Raw genomic sequence first — 18,272 nt, 5'->3', positions numbered from 1 at the left:
CGTCAGTTGGTCGACTTGGCGAGGAATGCGAGGACCTGCTCGCGATGCTCGGTGCTCGTATAGCAGATGCCCTGCGCCTGGCTTCCGCTCGCAAAGATGTTGTTGGCCTCGGTCTCGAACGATCGATTGAGAATGGCCTTTCCGAGTGCGATCGCAGTGCTCGACCCGGCGGAGAGTTCGCGTGCCCAGGCTTGCGCATCCTGAAGCAATGTGTCGGGCGTACTCATGCGATCGACGAGGCCGAGCTGAACGGCCTCTTCGGCAGCGACCTGCCGACCGGTGAAGATGAGTTCCTTCGCCTTCGGAAGCCCGACGCGCCGCGGCAGAAAGTACATGCCTCCGCCGTCCGGGATGAGACCACGCAGGATGTATGACCACGCGAATTTCGCAAACGGGCTCGCGATGATGAAGTCGCACGCCAGCGCCGTATCAGCGCCAAGCCCCGCCGCCGCCCCGTTCACGGCGGCGATGGTCGGCTTGGGCATGGTATGGAGCAACATCTGGGTACGGTGCACCCGTTGCTGACGCGCCCAGCCGTTGAACCCAACCTCCCCGGCCGGCGCCTCCATCCGTCGCTTCATGCCGGCGACATCGCCGCCGGCACAGAACCCCTTGCCGGCTCCGGTGAGCACGAGCGCGCGAACCGATCTGTCCGCGGCGATGTCCTCGAGCACCTCGATCAGCGACGAGCGCATCTCGTCGCTCATGGCATTGCGCTTCTCGGGGCGGTTCAGCGTCACGGTTGCTATGCCGTCGCTGACGGTCTTCAGAACGATATCCGAGCCCATGGTGCCTATTCCGGTTTGATCTTGTTTTCAGTCACGATTTTGCGCCAGCGAACGGTGTCCGCCTTGACGTAGGCATCGAGTTCTTCAGGGGTCCCGACCCGCATCAGCAGGCCTTCGTCCTGCGCCCGCTTGAGAAACTCCGGATCCTGCGCGGCGAACTTGACGGCCTCGAGCAGCTTATCGATGACGGGCTTCGGCGTTTTCGCGGGCACGTAGAGCCCGTACCAGCTGTCGAACACATAACCGGGCACGGTCTCCTCGACGCTGGGAACGCCCGGCACCTGGGTCTGCCCCTTGGCGCCGGTGACGGCAATCGGCCGCAGACTCTTGCTCGCGATGAAGCCGGACACTGCGGCGCTGCTCGCGAACATCATGTCGACCTGCCCGCCGAGGACATCGGTCAATGCGGGGCCCGCGCCCTTGTAGGGGATGTGGGTCAGCTCGATATGAGCAAGATTGTTCAGAAGCTCGCCGGCCAGATGCGCCGACGTCCCGATGCCCTGCGAGGCATAGGTGTACTTTCCTGGATTGGCCTTGGCTGCCTTGATGACGTCTTCGACGGTCTTGAACGGGCTCTCCGGCTTGACGACCAGGATGTTCTGATAGGTGCCGATGAGCGTAACCGGGGCGAACGCCTTGTCCGTGTCGTAGGGCAGCTTGGCGTGAAGGCTCGGATTGACCGAATGGGCGAGCGTCGCGATCAGGAACGTGTAGCCATCCGGCTGGCTTCGCGCGACGGCATCCGAGCCGATGATGGTCCCCGCGCCGGCCTTGTTCTCCACCACGATCGATTGCCCGAGCTTCGCAGCCATCGGTTTGGCCAGCGTTCGCGCGATCAGATCCGTCCCGCCGCCGGGCGAGAAGGGAACGACGAGCTTGATGGGTCGATCGGGATACTCGGCCCGGGCTGCCCCCGGAGATGCGCCGGCGATCGCCAATCCCAGGCTCGCCAGCAACAAGGCTTTCCGTCCTACGCGATGATCTGCCATCGAAGGTTTCCTCCGCCACATCCGGCGTAGACCGCCGGACCCTGTTGCAGAGGAGACTACGATGCGTCGGCGCGTCCGGGATGCCCCCAATTCCAGCTGTTGGAATTGGGCGCACGGCGCGCGCTCAACTCAATTCGGGTGCCGATGCATGCTCGAGCCGATTTATGCAGCGGCGTTTCAGATCGAGCAGCCAGGGCGCCAGCCGGTGCGCGGCCTCTTCGAGTGGCTCGACGCTCCCAATGCTCATGTTCATCACGTGCGGCTCACCCGCGCCATACGGCAGCGTCGTCGCCACGGCCACGACTCCGGGCTGCCAGCCCACCGCGCAATAACCGAGCTTGTCCAGTTCGGTGAAGGATCTCTCGATCTCGCGAATGAGCCGCTTGTAGGCTTTCGGGCGCCGTTTTGCGATCGCGGCATACTCACGTTCGCGAGCGGAGGGCTCGAGCGCCCACAGATAGGCGCGCCCCAATAAGGTGAGTTCGACAGGGATGCGCTGGCCCGAAACCACCGTCCGATGTGTCAGTCGCGGGTGATAGCGGAACGATTCCAGGTAGACCATCATCTCCTGGTCCGCCGCAGCCAGCCCGACATTGACGCGACGCCGCGATGCTTCGGTCCGCATCAGGGGCGCAACCACGGACAGCATGGGAGAGCTGAGACGCATCGCGTGCGCCAGGCTGAGGACCGCCGGCGCCAGCCTGTAGACCCGGCGTCCCGCATCCCTTTGCAGCAGCCCTCCGTTCACCAGCGTCTGCGTCAGCCGGCTGACGGTCGCCTTCGCGAGCCCCGTGCGTTCCGCGATCTCGGCGTTGCCGAGATCGGCAACACCCGGCTTGAAGGCCCGCAAAATGGCGATGCCTCGCTCGAGCGAGCGATTCAGGCTGTCGTAGCTGTGGTCGGCTGCCATTTTTTCGCGTTCCAGCAGATGGAATTCGGGTGCATCTCGACCCTAGCACGGCAGCTATCCTGGTTGCGAGTGGAGGAAGCTCATCACGTCTGTCCCGGCCCGGCTCTAAGCAAATCCAAGCCGGCCAGACGATTGGGCGTTCCTCCTCATGGGACAATGTGCCGATCTCAAGTGCACGCCCCGCGGAGGAAACATGACGATCAACCGAGACCTGGCGAAAGGGCTGAGCCTGCTCGCCATAGCCCTGTTCTTCGGCCTGCAGGCCCGCTTCTATTCCTTGGGTACGCTGGGCCGTGCGGGACCCGGCATGTTTCCGCTCGTCGTGTCTGCCCTGCTCTTCCTCGTGGGCCTCGCGATCGTCGTGCGCGCCCGCATCATGAATGGCGACGGACTCGCATTCAAGGCGAGGAACATCGCACTGGTGGCCGCCGGCCTGCTCAGCTTCGTGCTGCTCTCCGAGCACGTGAACATGCTGGTCGGCCTCGTCGCCATGGTGCTCATCACCTCCTACGCCGCCTCCGATTTCAAGCTGTCCCGCACTCTTGCGCTGAGCGCCGTGCTCGCTTCCGTCGCGCTTGCGATGAAGCTCGGCCTCGGACTGCAGCTCCCGCTCTATTGAGGCGACACCGATGGATATCCTGTCCAATCTCTCCTTCGGCTTCAGCCACGCCCTGACGCTCAACAATCTGCTGTTCTGTGCCGCCGGCTGCACCATCGGCACGCTGGTGGGCCTGCTACCGGGGCTCGGGCCGCTGGCGACGATCAGCCTGCTGCTGCCGCTGACCTATTCATTGCCGACGGACGGCGCGCTGATCATGCTGGCCGGAATCTATTACGGTGCCCAGTACGGCGACAATGTCAGCGCCATCACGATGAGGATGCCGCACGCATCCAGCATCATCGCCTGCATCGACGGCTATGAGATGACGCTCAAGGGCAAGACCGGTCTTGCGCTGTTCACGGCGGGCATTTCCAGCTTCATCGGCGGCACGATCGCGACGATCGTTCTGGCATCGCTCGCGCCACCCTTGAGTCAGGTGGCACTAATGTTCGGTCCGACCGAATACTGCGCGCTCGTGCTGCTCGGCTTCCTCTGCGTCAGCCTCGTGACCACCGGAAGCGTTCTCGACGGCCTGTCGATGTGCCTCGTAGGCGTCCTCCTCGGCCTCGTCGGCACCGACGTGAATACCGGCACCCTCCGGTTCACGATGGGCCTTCCGCAGCTGTACGACGGGATCGCGCTCGTCAGCCTCTCGCTCGGCTGCTTCGGCATCGCCGAGATCACCAAGAATTTGGACAAGGACCGGCAGACGTCGCCGTTTCGCGGTGAGATCAAGCTGATACCGAGCTGGACCGAGTTCAAGCGCATCATCCCGAGCGCACTCCGCGGCAGCGCGGCCGGTTCGCTGCTCGGACTGCTGCCGGGCGGCGGTCCCGTCATCGCTCAGTTCGCGGCTTACGCCGTCGACAAGAAATTCAGCAAGTACCGCGACGAGATCGGCCAGGGCGCGATCGAGGGCGTTGCCGGACAGGCGGCAGCCGACGAAGCGGCCGCGCGAACGAGCTTCATTCCGCTGATGAGCATCGGGATTCCGGAAAATGCCGTGATGGCGCTGATGATGGCGGCGTTCATCATCAACGGCATCAAGCCAGGGCCCACCATGATCGCGGACCATCCGGATCTGTTCTGGGGGCTGGTCGCAAGCATGTGGATCGGAAATCTCTTCCTCGTCTTCCTGAACGTTCCGCTGGTCCGTTACTGGCTGACGGTCTTCAAGATTCCCTACAGCGCGCTTTTCCCGTCCATCCTGTTCTTCTGTTGCGTCGGCACCTACAGCGTCAACAACAGCCTGGAAGACATCTACACCACGGCGTTCTTCGGCGTGCTTGGCACCATCTTCTTCCGGCTCAGCCTCGATCCTGCGCCCTTGATGCTTGGCTTCATCCTTGGACCGATCCTGGAGGAGAATTTCCGGCGCGCGATGCTGCTCAGCCACGGCAGCTTCACGACGTTCATCGAGCATCCGATCAGCGGAGGCATTCTCGGAATCGTCGCCCTGATCTTCGCCTGGCAGATCGTGTCGGGGCTTGTGGCGCGGCGCCGACCGGACACGAGATCAAGCGACGAGCCGCGCGACGCCGCACCAACGGCGCTGGCAGCCGGGACATATCAGGCTTCAGAATAGGACGGGTCCAGAGATCAGGCGATCAGCACCCGGATCGGCTGGCCGTCGAGCCAGGCGGCGATGTCCTCCACAGCCTGGCTGAAATAGGTCTTGTAGCTGTCGCGCGAGGCATAGCCGAGATGGGGCGTCAGCAAGGTGTTGGGCGCCGACAGGATCGGCGCGTCCCGCGGCAACGGCTCGACTTCGAACACATCAAGCGCTGCGCCCGCAATCCGGCCCTCCGTCAGCGCGGCAATCAGGGCGTCCTCGTCGACAAGGCCAGCGCGCGACGTATTGATCAGACACGCCGACGGCTTCATCCGCGCCAGTTCGGCCGCGCCCACGATGTTGCGGGTCCGCTCGCTCAACACGACATGCAGGCTGATGAAGTCCGAGCGCCGAAACAGGTCGTCCTTCTCGGCGAACTCGGCGCCTGCCGCTGCCGCATCCGCCGGGGTCAAGTTCTGGCTCCAGGCGATGACATCCATGCCGAACGACCTGCCGTATCCGGCCATCTGAGCGCCGAGCCGCCCGAGCCCGAGGATGCCGAGCGTCAAACCCTTCACGGCATAGCCCATGCGCGTCTGCCAGCGTCCCTCGCGTAGCGCTCGGTCCTCCACCACGATATTCCGCGACAGCGCCAGGAGCATCCCGAAGGCCAGCTCTGCGGTCGAGCTGCTGCCGGTCTCGGTGCCGCAGACCGGGATCCCGCGCGCCGTGCATGCGGCCACGTCGATGCCCAGGTTGCGCATCCCCGCGGTGACGACCAGCTTGAGGTTGGGCAGGCCTGCGATCAGCGACGCCGGCAACTTGGTCCGCTCGCGGATGAGCATGATCACGTCGAACGGCAGCAATCGCGCCAGGAGCGCGTCCCCCGTGACGTTATCGTTGAAAAACGTCGTCGTGGCACGGGGTTCGAGCGAGCTCCAGTCGGCAAGCGAGCGCGCGACGTTCTGAAAATCGTCGAGCACGGCAACGCGGACAGGTGTGACTGCTGGCATGAGATCGGCTCCGTCCCTTCGCCAGATCATGTCGATCAGGCGATTGTCATTCGAGGATACCTAGTCCGAGCATCAAGGGACCAGCATCACGCGGATTCCAGCAGCTGGAACTGGCGCGGCGGCGTTCCGGCGGGCGTCGATAGACCTGAGAGAAGCTGCCACATCGCCAAGGAAGACGCTCCAGCTTGACAAATCTCGCGTTCAGAACAAAAAAGGAACGAGCGACTCCGTCCGGCTGAACGCCAGGGGACGGTCGTTGACCGAGGCCGCAGGAGATCGGCGCGTACCCCATGAAGCCCACCACATTGCCGGTCTACTATTATCTCGACCATTTCGTCGAAATGCTGGAGTTCGTCGAGAGGACGTATGGCGAGATCCTCACCGACGACGACCGTGCGTTCACCGCGCGCTTTCGCGGCCTCTCCAAGGACGCGCAGTGTCTCTTGATCCGCATGGTCAACCGGCGTGGAACGATCTTCAACCGTGCTCTCTTCAAGTACCCGGAGATCACAGATCTCGAGTCCGCCGCTGGAGACCTGATCGCTCATGGATACGCCCGTGGTCTTCGTGCCGAAGATTATTGCGCTTTCCTGCTCTGCCAACCGAAGACCGCGCTTCTCGACGGCGCCCGCGCGGCGGGATTCGGCCGCAATATACGTACGTCCTGGTCAAAGCCGGCGCTGGCCGACTTTTTCATGGCAACAATTCCCTTCGATCTCGCCGCGAAGCATTGCGGCGCCGCAGGCTTCATCGCTCTCGACAACACGCGGTCCATCGACTTTCTGCTGTATCTCTATTTCGGAAAGACGGCCGACAATCTCAAGAATTTCGCTCTGCGAGATCTCGGCGTGCTGCGCACGAACCAAGAGACGTCGTTCAGCTCTCGCTTCGTCGATTCCGACGAGGCGCATGCGTGTTTTCACTATAGTCAGGTGCTGGACCGCATCGAGGCTCGTTCCCCCGACATCTACCATTGGGCGGTCACCGCGATCCTGGACGGTCCGCCGCGGACGACCGACTACGCCGCCGATCTCGCGTCTCGCTCCGCATGTCAGGTCGGGCAGTTTTTCGAGAAGCAGGGCGAGCTGGATCTCGGCGAGCGCCTCTATCGTTTCGGCCAGTCGGCGGACTGCCGCGAGCGCCTCGTCCGGCTGCTGTACACCAGGGGCGACAAGGACGCGGCCGAGTTTCTGTTGCGGGAGATGATCGACGACCCCGCAAGCGACGATGAGCACCTCTTCGCAATGGACTTCTACGCCCGCAAGTTCGGCAGGCAACGGACGGGCCTCAGCACGGCGTTGCTGAGATCCGGGCGCTTGATCGTCGTCGACGATACGCATCGCGGTCATCCGGAAGCAGGCGTCGCAAGCGTGCTGAGACGTCGGGGCGGCGAGGTCTATTTCGCCGAGAACACGCTGTGGCTCGCACTGTTCGGGCTGTTGTTCTGGGATGAGCTGTTCGAATCCGGCCAGCTCAACAGCCTGTTCGACTGGGTTCCGCATTGCCTTCGCGACCGGACTTTTCATCGGCGTTTCCCCGCGCAGATCGATGCGAAGCTCGCGCAGATCGAATCCGGACAGGGACTGCCAATCATCCTGCGCACGGTCGCTTCCAAATGGGGCCGGTCCAACGGACTGTTTGCTTGGGAGCACGTGCAGATGGACGCGCTGCGCGCCCTGCTCACAAGCGCCAATGCAAACGGTTTGGCTGCCATTCTTCGGGCGATGTGCGAGGACTTCCGCGGCATGCGGGACGGCTTTCCCGATCTGATGCAGGTGCGCGACGGCAAAGTGTCTTTCGTCGAGGTCAAGGCGGAGGGCGACGCCATACGCCGCAATCAATTGACCCGTCTGCGCCAGCTCGAGCAGGCCGGCATACCGGCCGAAATCGGCCGCGTGGATTTCCGCTTCGACGCGGAGCAGGACTACGTCGTCGTCGACATCGAGACCACGGGCTCCTGGTCATCGGGCGATCGCATCACCGAAATCGGAGCGGTGAAGGTCCGCAACCATCAACCGATCGAGGAGTGGCACTCGCTGATCAACCCGCAGCGGCCGATCCCCGCGAAGATCGTCGAACTGACCGGAATCACCAACCAGATGGTTCGGGATGCGCCCGTGTTTCACGACATCGCCGATAGCTTCATGGCGTTCATGGGTGACGGCATCTTCGTGGCCCACAATGTGAACTTCGACTACGGGTTCTTGTCGAGCGAGTATGAACGGCTCGAACGGCACTTCCGCTTCCCGAAGCTGTGCACCTGCGTCGGAATGCGGCGCCGATATCCCGGGCACAAATCATATGGGCTGGGAAAGCTGTGCGCGATCTACGGCATCGAGTTGGAGGACCATCATCGAGCGCTCTGCGACGCTCGGGCGGCAGCCCGGCTGTTGAATCTCATCAACACCAAGCGCGTCGCAGACGCAGATGCTGCGCAGGCGGCCTAGTTGCGCGGAGTACGCGGAGAAGTGCGGCTTCGTTCAATGTTCGCCGACGAACGCAGGGATCGCCCACCTGCCGAGGTCAGACCTGCGCGGGGAGCGTCGTGCCCCTGATGATCCCCGTATCTTCGGCGCCCATCGGCTCGAAGTCGGTGTACATGTCGGCGCCGGGGATGGCGGCTGCGCCGGCCCGGGCGACGGCGAGATCCTGCGCGCCGGTCCCGGAACCGGCGGCCACGGCGCCGAGGATGAAGCCGTCGACGCGGATCGGCAGGCCGCCGATCAGATTGGTCCAGCGGCTTTCATGCGCCAAGGTGACTTGAATTTCCACGTCGGCATGCGCGCCGCCGGTCGGCGTACCCGACAGCGCCGATGTGCGCGCCTTGTTGATGGACGATGTCACACTCAGCCCCTTCGACCCGTCCATGCGCCCGAACGCCAGCAGGTTGCCGCCGGTATCGACCACGGCGATGCACATCGGCTGGCCGATGCGATCGGCCTCGGTGATCGCTGCGTTCAACACCTTGAGCCCGCCTGCAAGCGTCAGCGTGCGCGTGTCCTTGACATCGGTCATGACAGCTCCTCGAACAGGCCAAGTGAGAACTCTCTTGCAAGCGTCTGCGCCACCGCGAGCAGCGACGCATCGCCGCCGCGCCAGCCGATCAGAGACAGTCCGACAGGGACCGGACCGGATGTCGCAACGGGAAGATTCACCTGCGGAAGCCCCGTCAACCCGGCGATGCACGTCAAGTCGACGATCCGATGCACGGCCGCGCGCATCTCCGACAGACGCGCATCGCGAGCGATCGGCAGAATGGGCGAGGTCGGCAGACACAGCATCCGTCGCCCGTCCAGCACATCGTCGAGCCGCTTCGATGCGGCCGCGCGGAAGACCTTGGCGGCTGCGAGATCTTGTACACTACTGCGTCCGTCATCAGCAAAGGCGCCGGCCACCTCCGAGGAAAAGCGCGGATTGACCCGATCGATCCAATCGCGAAATGTCGCGTGAAATTCGCTTTTTTGCAGGACGCGCTGATGGCGCCCCCACTCGAGAAGATCGCCATCTGCCAGCGCCGACACCGTGGCTGGTGCGACGCTGCGGAGCCGCGCGACAACCGGCTGCAAGGCAGCCCTGACCGGCTCGTCAGCCAGCGCAAAGCAATCGGACGCAATCACGATCTCCGGGTGAAGGGCACCCTGGATCTCCTCACCCAGCAGCACGCTGCCGACTTTGCTGAAGGTCAGCGCATCCCTGGCGAAATAACCGACCGTGTCGAACGACGGCGCCTGCGTCATCAGCCCTTCGACGGAGATGCGGCCGTGCGTCGGGCGCAGGCCGTAGATCCCGCAAAAGCTCGCGGGCGTGCGTACCGAGCCGCCAGAGTCAGTGCCGAGGGCGACATCGACCAAGCCGCCGGCCACGGCTGATGCGGAGCCGCTCGACGACCCGCCGGGGACACGGTCTCGCGCGAGCGGGTTGAGCGGCGTGCCGTCAAACCTGTTGATGCCGAGCAGCCCGAGCGAGATCTCGTCGGTGATGGTCTTGCCGGTCAGCGCGGCTCCGGCACCCAGCAACGTGTCGACGGCCCAGGCATCCGCTTCAGCGGCAGCATGCGTGGCTGCCCAGTCCGGATTGCCGCAACCGGTCACCTCGCCCGCGACATCGAACAGGTCCTTGACCGCAAAGCTCAGGCCCGACAGCGGGCCGGAGCGATGCGGCGGGCGCCGAAGAATGGCGCCAGGAATGAAGGCTCCGAGAGTGTCCTGCACGGCATATCCTTGATGAAGAGCAGGCGCGCGCCCTGCGGCGCACGCCTGCCGTACTCTCTCCCCGCCTCACTCCTTGTAGAGCTTGCGGAAGTCCGGATGGGTATGGAACCAGTATTCGAAGCCCTTGACGTTCTTCTGCATCGCGTAGTCAGCAAAGCGCGTGTAGAGCGGGATACGCGGCAGATCCGTCATGACGATGTCGACCATCTTGTTCAGGCTGGTCTTGTAGACCTCGGGATCCCTGGTGAAGCGGGCCTCGTCGATGACCTTGTCGAGGTCGGGATTGACGTAGTTCGCGGTGTTGAACACCGAGTTGTTGCCGCCATGGAACGTCCAGAAGAAGAAGTAATCGGGATAGTCGAGCCAGCCGTAGAATTCGGCGATGACCATGGGCATCGTCTTGCTGGCCATCTGGGCGAACCAGTTCGAGCCCGGCACCTTCTCGATCGTCAGCTCTACACCGATGTTCTTTAGCGCTTCCTGGATCAGGATCGCGGTCGGTTCACGCACCGTGGACTCGCTGAGATCGATCGACAGCGTGGTCTTGAAACCGTTCGGGAAGCCAGCCTCGGTGAGCAGCTGCTTGGCCTTCGCCAGGTCCTGGCCATGCTTGATCGGCACCGGCCAGGTCGCATCGGGATACGGCTTGGCCGGATCGCCGCCGAACATCGGCTTGGCGCGGTTGTAGAGCGCGGAGCTCACGATCTCCTTGTAGGGAATCGCGTAGGAGATCGCTTCACGCACCTTCGGATTGTCGAACGGGGCGATCTTCACGTTCATGTCGACGAAGACCAGGTCGTTCTGCACGGGCACGCCGATGATCGTCACCTTGCCCTGCTCCGCCAGCTCGGCATAGTCCTTCGGCGGCAGGCCGACCGACATGTCGACGTCGCCCTTCTCCAGCAGCGCGCGGCGCGTACCGGCAGAGGCGATCTGCCGGTAGACGACGCGCTTGAGCTTGGGCAGAGGTCCGGACTTCCAGGCGTCGAACCGCGTGAACACGGTCTGCTGGCCCGGCGTCCATGACTCCACTTTGTAGGCGCCGCCACCACAATCATTGCGGGACACCCAGTCGAAGGCCCACGGGTCCTGCGCGGTGGCGTGCTTCTTGGCGAGCTCGGAGTTGACGATGACCGGCACCGGCACGACGAGATCCGGCATGGTCAGCTTGTTGAACTGATCGAAGGTGGCCTTGAAGGTGTGATCGTCGACCACCGAAAACTGTTCGGGCTTGACCAGCGAGCCCGCCGCCATCTGCACGGCCGGAAAGCCGCCGGCGGCGATGGCGCGGTCGAACGACCATTTGACGTCCTTCGCGGTGACCGGCGTGCCGTCGTGGAACGTCGCGTCCTTGCGCAGATGGAAGATGTAGGTCTTGCCGTCCTCGCTGGCTTCCCAGCTTTCGGCCAGTTCCGGCGTCATGATCTTGGCGTCGTACGACACCGTGCCATCCGCCAGCGTCTTCTCGCCATGGCTGACGAGCCGGTCATAGGCCTGCCAGACCACCATGCGGCTGTGATCGTTGGCGGTCGGCACCATCGTGTCGAGGCCATTGGGGCCCATCTCCGACACGATCACCAGGGTATCCTTGGCGATCTCGGCCGCGTGCGCAACAGCGCCGGGCAGCACAGCGGACGCTGTGAGCAACGCCGCTGCAACTAGACTGCGATAAAGCTTCATATCGTGCGTCCTTTCTGGATGTTTCAGGTGGGTGGTTGGAGGCAGTGTCAGAGGCCGAGCTCGCCCAGCAGCTTCGGCCATTCGTGCGCCCACGGGCGCGCCTGTTCGAAGGCGCCAGAGGCGGCGAGCACGGTACGATCCGCGAGATGGCGGCCGATGATCTGCATTCCGACAGGAAGGCCAGCCTTGGTGAAGCCCGCGGGAATGGTCGCCGCGGGCTGGCCCGTCAGATTGCAGATGAAGGTGAAGCAGAGCCAGTCGCCGGTCGTGACCATCTTGTCTTCGATGATCTCAGGCCCCTGCATGTAGAGCGGGAACGCCGGCACCGCGAGCGTTGGCGTGATCAGGAGATCGTAGTTGGCCATGAACCGCCACATGCGGTTGCAGACCATCTGGCGGATCATCTTGGCATCCGTGAACTCTTCGGCCGTCCACTGCCGCTGCAACAGCGCGACGAGATGCGGCGACATTTCCTTCTCGCGCCCCTTCATCATCCGGCGCATGCCGGTGAGATCGGTGTCGCTGGCGACGATGGTCCAGAAATGTGGGAACGGATCGTCCCAGCCGGGATTGGCGCGCTCGACCGTGCAGCCGAGGTCGGTCTCGAACACGCGGACCGCTTCGGAGACGACGCGACGGACTTCGGGGTCGACGGGCGCATAGCCCCAGTCTTCGCTGTAGGCGATCCGCAGGCCCTTGATGCTCTCCTTCGTAGCATCGACGTAGTCGAAATCGGCGGCGGGGATGGAGTAGCGATCACGCGGATCAGGTCCGGTGATCACCTTGAGCATCAACGCGGAGTCGACCACGGTGCGGCTCATCGGGCCAACATGTTCGAGCGACTCCCAGCTCGACACGCCGGGATAGCGTTCGTCCCGGCATCCCGGATACAGCGGCACGCGCCCCATCGAGGCCTTGATCCCGTAGAGCCCGCACAGCGCCGAGGGAATGCGGATCGAGCCGCCGCCATCGGAGCCGATCGCGAACGGCGCGACACCGCTCGCGACCGAAGCGCCGGAGCCGGCGCTCGATCCGCCCGACGTCATGTCGAGATTCCAGGGGTTGCGCGTCGCCGGAAACACCGGATTGTGGCCGACGCCGCTGTAGCCGAACTCCGGCACATTGGTCTTGCCGATGATGACGGCGCCAGCTGCCTTGAGGCGCTCGACGACGATGTCGTCCTCGTCGGGCACGAAGTCCCGATAGAGCGGCGACCCCATGACAGTGAGGATGTCCTTGGTCGCGACCAGATCCTTGATACCGATCGGCACGCCCGCGAGCAGGCCGGGATCCTCGCCGGCCGCGATCTTGGCGTCGACGGCGGCAGCGGCAGCGCGCGCAACATCGGGGGTCGGCGTGCAGAAGGCATGGATGTGCGGCTCGAGCTTGTCCATGCGGCGCAGGACCGCCTCTGTGACCTCCGTGGCCGAGAGGGTCTTGTCCTTGACTTTCGCCGCCACGGTGGCGGCGTCCATGCGGCAGATTTCGTTGTCAGCGCTCATCGTTTCCTCCAGCGGGTGAAACAGCGAAGTGGCAGGCGGCCAAATGATCCGGCCCTGTCGCGCGCAGCGGCGGCATCACCTTCGCGCAGATGTCGGCTGCTTTCGGACAGCGCCCGTAGAAGCGGCAGACATTGGGATCGGGATTGATCGGACTGGCCGGGCTGCCGTCGAGCCGCGGCCGCGCTTCACCGCGTCGCGCGGGATCCGGAATCGCGGCGACCAGCGCCTGCGTGTAGGGATGGCGTGGCGCAGTGAACAACGCCTCCGCAGGCGCAATCTCGACGATCTTGCCGAGATACATCACGATCACGCGCGAGCACAGCAGCCGCACCACGTTGAGATCGTGCGACACAAACAGATAGCTCATCGACAGCCGCGCGCGCAGATCGGCAAGCAGCCGCAGGATCACGGCCTGCACGGAGACGTCGAGCGCCGAGGTCGGCTCGTCGAGGATCAACAGCGAGGGCTCGACAGCAACGGCGCGCGCGATGCCGACGCGCGCGCGCTGGCCGCCCGAAAGCTGATGCGGATAGCGCTGCAGCAGCTCAACCGGCAGCCCGACCAGGGCGGCGGTAGTCTGAACGCGGCGCGCGATCTCGACGCTGTCGGTGATGCCGAGCAGCCGCTTGAGCGGATCGGCGATTGTCTGGAACACACGGAACGACGGGTTGAGGCTCTCGGTCGCGTCCTGGAACACGACCTGGATGCGCCGCCGGCTCGGCGACGCCGCGAATTTCGTCTGCGTGATTGCGGTGAGATCCTCGCCATCCATCAGGACCTGGCCTGCGGTGGGATCGATCAGCCGGCCGAGCAGGCGCACCATCGTCGACTTGCCGCAGCCGGATTCACCGACGAGGCCGACGCTTTCTCCGGCTGAGATCATCAGGCTGACATCGTCGACGGCATGGAGCTCCGCTCCCTTCCCCGCCCGCTTGATCGGGTACAGCTTGGACAGCGACCTGACCTCGAGCAGCGACGTCATGACAGCGGAAACCGGCAACGCACGAGATGCTCGGGCGACACATGGGTCCACGGCAGCTCCGCTTCGTCGCAGATCGGCTGCCTCAGCTCGCAGCGTCCGCTGAAGCGGCACGGCGGCAGCGCGCCGCGGAGATCGGGCAGATGGCCGGGAATGGCATTGAGGTCGTCGAGGCGCGACTCCGGCACGGGCGTCGCCGCCAGCAGCCGGCGCGTATAGGGATGCGCCGGACGCTCCAGCAGTTCCTCCGTGGGAGCGATCTCGACGATGTGGCCGGCATGCATGACGGCGATCCGGTCGCAATATTCGCCGGCGAGACCGAGATCGTGGGTGATCAGCAAGGTCGACATCTGCGTCGCGCGGCTCATTTCCCGGATCAGGTCCATGATCACGGCCTGCGTCGTGACGTCGAGCCCCGTCGTCGGCTCGTCCGCGATCAGCACCGACGGTGTGCAGGCCAGCGCCATCGCGATCATCACGCGCTGGCACATGCCGCCCGAGAGCTCGAACGGATAGGCCTCCGCGCGGCGTTCGGGATCGGGAATGCGCACCCGCGCCAGCGCCGAGATCGCTGCCTTCTTCAGGTCGCGCCGAGGGAGTGCGGCATGTTCCTGCAAGACGTCTTCGATCTGCTTGCCGACCTTGCGGATCGGGTTGAGCGCGGTGCGCGGACTCTGGAAGATCATCGCCATCTCGCGTCCACGCAGCTCGCGCATCGCCTCCGGGCGCGCCGCCAGGAGATCGATGCCGCCCATCGTGATCGCGCCCTTTGTGATGCGTGCGGCGGCATCGTTGAGGCCCATCACGGTGTAGGCGGTGACGGATTTGCCGGAGCCGCTTTCGCCGACCACGCCGACAATCTCGCCGCGCGACACCGACAGGCTGACAGCATCCAGCGCACGCACCACGCCATGACGAGTGCGGAATTCCACCGAGAGGTTGTCGATCTCGAGCTGCGCCATCACACGCGCTTTCTCGGATCGAGCAGATCGCGCAGCCCGTCACCCAGCATGTTGAAGGAGAACACCGCGAGCACCAGCGCCGCGCCCGGGAACATGAAGGCCCACCATTCGCCGGAAATGATGTAGCTCGCGCCTTCCGAGACCATGATGCCCCATTCGGGCGTCGGCGGCCGGACCCCGAGCCCGATGAAGGACAGGCCGGCGGCATTCAGGATCGCCCATCCCATGTTCAGCGAAGCCTGCACCATCATCGGCGGCAGGATGTTCGGGACGATGTGGTTGATCAGGACGCGCAGCGGTCCGTTGCCGCCCATGCGCGCTGCCTCGACATAGCCGAGCTCGCGCCGCACATTCACCTCCGCACGGGCGAAGCGGCAGTAGAACGGCAGGTTGATGATCATGGTGGCGATGATGATGTTGGCGACGCTGTTGCCGAGCGCCACCACGATGCCCATCGCGAGCACGAACAGCGGGAACGCCATGATGGTGTCCATCGCCCGGCCAATGATGCGATCGGTCCAGCCGCCGAAATAGCCGGCGAGCGCGCCGAGCGCGAGGCCGACCACGAAGGACAGCGCCACCGCCGACACCGCCATGCCGAGATCGAGCCGCGTCGCGACGATGACGCGGCTCAGGATGTCCCGTCCGAGCGCATCGGTGCCGAACGGATGCACAAGACTTGGGCGCGCAAGCTTGGTGGTCGCCGAGGTGAGCAGCGGATCGAAGGGTGCGATCGATGGACCGAAGATCGCGCACAGCGTCAGCAGCGCCAGAATGATCGCGGCGACCAGCGTCAGGCGATTTTCGCCGAACGCATAACCGGTGTTGCGGGCGAGCGTGACGAGGCTCATCGCTCAGCCCTCGAACCTGACGCGGGGATCGACCAGCGTTGCGAACACGTCGACCGCGAGATTCAGCAGCACGTAGAGCACGGCCATCATCAGCACGAAGCCCTGCACCGCAGCGTAGTCGGAGGCAATCACCGCGGCCACCGCATAGGCCCCGACGCCCTGCCAGCCGAACACCTGCTCGATCAGCACGTTCGAACCGATCAGGAAGGAGAACACCATGCCGAGCACGCTCGAAACCGGCAGCAGCACGTTGCGGAAGGCGTAGGCCATGAGGATCTTGCGCACCGGCAGGCCGCTGGCGCGGGCCGTGCGGATGAAATCGCTGCTCAGGGCCTCCAGCATCGCGGCGCGCGTGATCCGCGCAATCGGTGCCAGCGCGAACAGGCCGAGCGAGATCGCGGGCAGGATCAGTTGCGCCATCGCCGCGCGCAACACCGGCCAGTCGCCCGCAATGACGGCGTCGATGGTGTAGGCCCCGGTGACGCGGGGCGGCGGCGAGAAGGCAATCTCGTCGAGCCGGCCGAGCGGCTGCGGCGCCCAGCCGAGCAGGAAGTAGAAGATATAGACGAACAGCAGGCCGACGAAGAAGGTCGGAAACGCGGCGCTCACGGTGACCAGCGCGCGGCAGGCATGATCGACGCCGCCATTGATACGCGTCGCTGCCCACACCCCCATCGGAATAGCGATGCCGATCGCGAACAGCAGCGCGAACGATGACAATTCGAGCGATGCGGGCAGCCGTTCGAGCAGATCGGTCAGCACCGGCTGCCCGGTCGTGAGCGAGCGGCCGAGATTGCCGTGCGCGAGGTCGGCGATGTAGCTCACGAACTGCGCCGGCAGCGGACGATCGAGGCCCAGCGTGGCGCGGATGCTGGCGATCGACGCGGCGTTGGCCGCCGGTCCGGCGAAGAACGCCGCTGGATCTCCGGGCAGCGCGCGCGAGATGAAGAACGTGAGAACGACGACGCCCACCAGGCTCGGGATGGTGCCAAGCAGTCGTTTCCAAACGAAAGCCATCAGCGGTTCGCCTGCCATCATTCGCTGCGGCGACGGCTTGCGCCGCGCGCCTCAACGGGTGAGGCCCCATCGACAGTCGGACGCAGCCGGGGGCAATCGGCATGCATCACAGTCATGTCGAGGATTAAGCAAGCGCTATGCCATCATTGCCGGAGAGCCATTGAAATGAAGGGGATAGCGGAACTGCTGCGATTTGACCTCCTCGCAGCTCTGCAGTGAGGTTGCGGAAGGCAGAGGTTCCAAAACCCCTGCTTCCGTTCTCGTCACATGCATGAAATTCATGCAACGACGCAGCGCAAATGGAAGGCCGCCTACCCGCCCCCGTGACGAACCGGCCTCTAGTGAACCTGCGGAGTATTGACCCAGACGATGCGCGCTTCGTCGGGTCCGACGTTGCGATAGCTGTTGGTCAGATAGGCCTTGAAGAAGAAGGAGTCGCCGGCGGTCATCAGATAGGTGGTGTCGTCGATGGTGAGTTCGATGGTTCCGGACACGAGGTAGCCGACGGCCTCGCCCTGATGGGTGATCAGATCGACCTTCTCTCCGCCGGGAGCGACGACGTGAATGTTCGCCTCGAGCAGATTCCCGGCGGCCACAGGGACCAGACGCTCGTAGATGACCCCTTTGCCGCCGCGCAGCGCATCGACCGGCACCTTCATCCGATCCTCTGGCTTTTGCACCAGCTTGTAGTCGTCCACCCTCAGGCCGAAGAACGAGGCCATGTCGCGGTCGAGCGCGTGGACCATCTTATCCAGCATGGGCAGCGACGGCATGACTTTGCCGGCCTCGATCTTGGAGATCATGCTTTCATCGCAGCCGACGACGTGCGCGAGGTCACGCATCCGCATCCCCTTGGCCAGCCGTGCTCGCCGAAGACGCGGACCGATATTCAATGTGCTTTCCAAGTTCACGGGGCGGGTTCCAGCAGTTTCAGCTAGCCGACATATGCATAATAATCACGTGATTTACCAGCATGTTATGCGGCCGGAAGGTAATTAAGGATGTGGAATTGGCGCAGCGGTGGCCCGGCGGCGACCACAGTTGGTGGAGCCCCTCGCGCGACCGCCAGCCCCATGGCCCCCGCAGTTTGCCGGCAGAGCGAAATCGCTCAATGCCGAGCTGCGGGGAAAGCTGGACTCCGAACTCTTGAACATGCAGCACTCCAGCCATCATCCCCAAGATGAGGCTTGGGCTGAAGAGGCGCAGCGGATTGTCAG

The 18,272-nt window shown here is 64.3% G+C and carries 16 protein-coding genes; 3 read left to right on the top strand and 13 right to left on the bottom strand.

What is annotated here, in order from left to right; translation table 11 throughout:
* Positions 1-2: 2 nt before the first annotated feature.
* The 3 genes from ACQR07_RS17730 to ACQR07_RS17720 all read right to left on the bottom strand — a co-directional run bounded on the left by ACQR07_RS17730 (position 3) and on the right by ACQR07_RS17720 (position 2,687).
* A complete protein-coding gene (locus ACQR07_RS17730) occupies positions 3-788 on the bottom strand; it encodes an enoyl-CoA hydratase/isomerase family protein (RefSeq protein WP_434903518.1) in 786 nt (261 codons plus the stop codon).
* 5 nt (positions 789-793) lie between these two features.
* Positions 794-1,777: a tripartite tricarboxylate transporter substrate binding protein gene (locus tag ACQR07_RS17725; protein WP_434903517.1), complete on the bottom strand. Its 984-nt coding sequence runs from the start codon at positions 1,775-1,777 to the stop codon at positions 794-796.
* 124 nt (positions 1,778-1,901) lie between these two features.
* Complete coding sequence (locus ACQR07_RS17720) at positions 1,902-2,687, bottom strand: IclR family transcriptional regulator (protein WP_434903516.1); 786 nt, start codon at positions 2,685-2,687, stop codon at positions 1,902-1,904.
* Positions 2,688-2,880: 193 nt separating this feature from the next.
* On the opposite strand from ACQR07_RS17720, the gene ACQR07_RS17715 reads away from it, so the two are divergent.
* Both ACQR07_RS17715 and ACQR07_RS17710 read left to right on the top strand, forming a co-directional pair.
* Positions 2,881-3,306, top strand: a complete 426-nt coding sequence (locus tag ACQR07_RS17715; protein ID WP_434903515.1) for a tripartite tricarboxylate transporter TctB family protein — start codon at positions 2,881-2,883, stop codon at positions 3,304-3,306.
* 10 nt (positions 3,307-3,316) lie between these two features.
* Positions 3,317-4,873: a tripartite tricarboxylate transporter permease gene (locus ACQR07_RS17710; RefSeq protein WP_434903514.1), complete on the top strand. Its 1,557-nt coding sequence runs from the start codon at positions 3,317-3,319 to the stop codon at positions 4,871-4,873.
* Between the two features lie 14 nt (positions 4,874-4,887).
* Here the strand turns inward: ACQR07_RS17710 and ACQR07_RS17705 are convergent, their stop codons facing one another.
* Positions 4,888-5,853, bottom strand: a complete 966-nt coding sequence (locus ACQR07_RS17705) for a D-2-hydroxyacid dehydrogenase family protein (RefSeq protein ID WP_434903513.1) — start codon at positions 5,851-5,853, stop codon at positions 4,888-4,890.
* Positions 5,854-6,143: 290 nt separating this feature from the next.
* Here ACQR07_RS17705 and ACQR07_RS17700 point away from each other — a divergent pair, with 290 nt between their 5' ends.
* Positions 6,144-8,300, top strand: coding sequence for an exonuclease domain-containing protein (locus ACQR07_RS17700; RefSeq protein WP_434903512.1), 2,157 nt, complete (start codon positions 6,144-6,146; stop codon positions 8,298-8,300).
* 76 nt (positions 8,301-8,376) lie between these two features.
* Here the strand turns inward: ACQR07_RS17700 and ACQR07_RS17695 are convergent, their stop codons facing one another.
* The 9 genes from ACQR07_RS17695 to ACQR07_RS17655 all read right to left on the bottom strand — a co-directional run bounded on the left by ACQR07_RS17695 (position 8,377) and on the right by ACQR07_RS17655 (position 17,966).
* The gene (locus tag ACQR07_RS17695; RefSeq protein WP_434903511.1) at positions 8,377-8,868 is read right to left on the bottom strand and encodes a GlcG/HbpS family heme-binding protein; all 492 of its coding nucleotides are present in this window, start codon (positions 8,866-8,868) and stop codon (positions 8,377-8,379) included.
* A complete protein-coding gene (locus tag ACQR07_RS17690) occupies positions 8,865-10,064 on the bottom strand; it encodes an amidase (RefSeq protein WP_434903510.1) in 1,200 nt (399 codons plus the stop codon). The genes ACQR07_RS17695 and ACQR07_RS17690 overlap by 4 nt, the downstream gene beginning before the upstream one ends.
* A gap of 66 nt (positions 10,065-10,130) precedes the next feature.
* A complete protein-coding gene (locus ACQR07_RS17685) occupies positions 10,131-11,744 on the bottom strand; it encodes an ABC transporter substrate-binding protein (protein WP_434864386.1) in 1,614 nt (537 codons plus the stop codon).
* A 47-nt stretch (positions 11,745-11,791) separates the two neighbouring features.
* A complete protein-coding gene (locus tag ACQR07_RS17680) occupies positions 11,792-13,246 on the bottom strand; it encodes an amidase (protein WP_434903509.1) in 1,455 nt (484 codons plus the stop codon).
* Positions 13,236-14,228, bottom strand: a complete 993-nt coding sequence (locus tag ACQR07_RS17675) for an ABC transporter ATP-binding protein (protein WP_434903508.1) — start codon at positions 14,226-14,228, stop codon at positions 13,236-13,238. Before ACQR07_RS17675 ends, ACQR07_RS17680 begins: the two co-directional genes overlap by 11 nt.
* Complete coding sequence (locus tag ACQR07_RS17670; protein WP_434903507.1) at positions 14,225-15,187, bottom strand: ABC transporter ATP-binding protein; 963 nt, start codon at positions 15,185-15,187, stop codon at positions 14,225-14,227. The genes ACQR07_RS17675 and ACQR07_RS17670 overlap by 4 nt, the downstream gene beginning before the upstream one ends.
* Complete coding sequence (locus ACQR07_RS17665; protein WP_434903506.1) at positions 15,187-16,038, bottom strand: ABC transporter permease; 852 nt, start codon at positions 16,036-16,038, stop codon at positions 15,187-15,189. Before ACQR07_RS17665 ends, ACQR07_RS17670 begins: the two co-directional genes overlap by 1 nt.
* A 3-nt stretch (positions 16,039-16,041) precedes the next feature.
* Positions 16,042-17,058, bottom strand: coding sequence for an ABC transporter permease (locus ACQR07_RS17660; protein WP_434903708.1), 1,017 nt, complete (start codon positions 17,056-17,058; stop codon positions 16,042-16,044).
* A 335-nt stretch (positions 17,059-17,393) separates the two neighbouring features.
* Positions 17,394-17,966, bottom strand: coding sequence for a cupin domain-containing protein (locus ACQR07_RS17655; RefSeq protein WP_434903505.1), 573 nt, complete (start codon positions 17,964-17,966; stop codon positions 17,394-17,396).
* Positions 17,967-18,272 lie beyond the last annotated feature (306 nt).

The organism is Bradyrhizobium sp. HKCCYLS20291, from assembly GCF_051167715.1.
Taxonomy (GTDB): Bacteria; Pseudomonadota; Alphaproteobacteria; order Rhizobiales; family Xanthobacteraceae; genus Bradyrhizobium.
This window is presented reverse-complemented; position numbering and strand designations above follow the sequence as displayed.

Bases quoted from the DNA above. Each gene is read 5' to 3' on its own strand.
- ACQR07_RS17730 (WP_434903518.1), bottom strand. From the start codon at position 788: ATGGGCTCGGATATCGTTCTGAAGACCGTCAGCGACGGCATAGCAACC.
- ACQR07_RS17725 (WP_434903517.1), bottom strand. From the start codon at position 1,777: ATGGCAGATCATCGCGTAGGACGGAAAGCCTTGTTGCTGGCGAGCCTG.
- ACQR07_RS17720 (WP_434903516.1), bottom strand. From the start codon at position 2,687: ATGGCAGCCGACCACAGCTACGACAGCCTGAATCGCTCGCTCGAGCGA.
- ACQR07_RS17715 (WP_434903515.1), top strand. From the start codon at position 2,881: ATGACGATCAACCGAGACCTGGCGAAAGGGCTGAGCCTGCTCGCCATA.
- ACQR07_RS17710 (WP_434903514.1), top strand. From the start codon at position 3,317: ATGGATATCCTGTCCAATCTCTCCTTCGGCTTCAGCCACGCCCTGACG.
- ACQR07_RS17705 (WP_434903513.1), bottom strand. From the start codon at position 5,853: ATGCCAGCAGTCACACCTGTCCGCGTTGCCGTGCTCGACGATTTTCAG.
- ACQR07_RS17700 (WP_434903512.1), top strand. From the start codon at position 6,144: ATGAAGCCCACCACATTGCCGGTCTACTATTATCTCGACCATTTCGTC.
- ACQR07_RS17695 (WP_434903511.1), bottom strand. From the start codon at position 8,868: ATGACCGATGTCAAGGACACGCGCACGCTGACGCTTGCAGGCGGGCTC.
- ACQR07_RS17685 (WP_434864386.1), bottom strand. From the start codon at position 11,744: ATGAAGCTTTATCGCAGTCTAGTTGCAGCGGCGTTGCTCACAGCGTCC.
- ACQR07_RS17680 (WP_434903509.1), bottom strand. From the start codon at position 13,246: ATGAGCGCTGACAACGAAATCTGCCGCATGGACGCCGCCACCGTGGCG.
- ACQR07_RS17675 (WP_434903508.1), bottom strand. From the start codon at position 14,228: ATGACGTCGCTGCTCGAGGTCAGGTCGCTGTCCAAGCTGTACCCGATC.
- ACQR07_RS17670 (WP_434903507.1), bottom strand. From the start codon at position 15,187: ATGGCGCAGCTCGAGATCGACAACCTCTCGGTGGAATTCCGCACTCGT.
- ACQR07_RS17665 (WP_434903506.1), bottom strand. From the start codon at position 16,038: ATGAGCCTCGTCACGCTCGCCCGCAACACCGGTTATGCGTTCGGCGAA.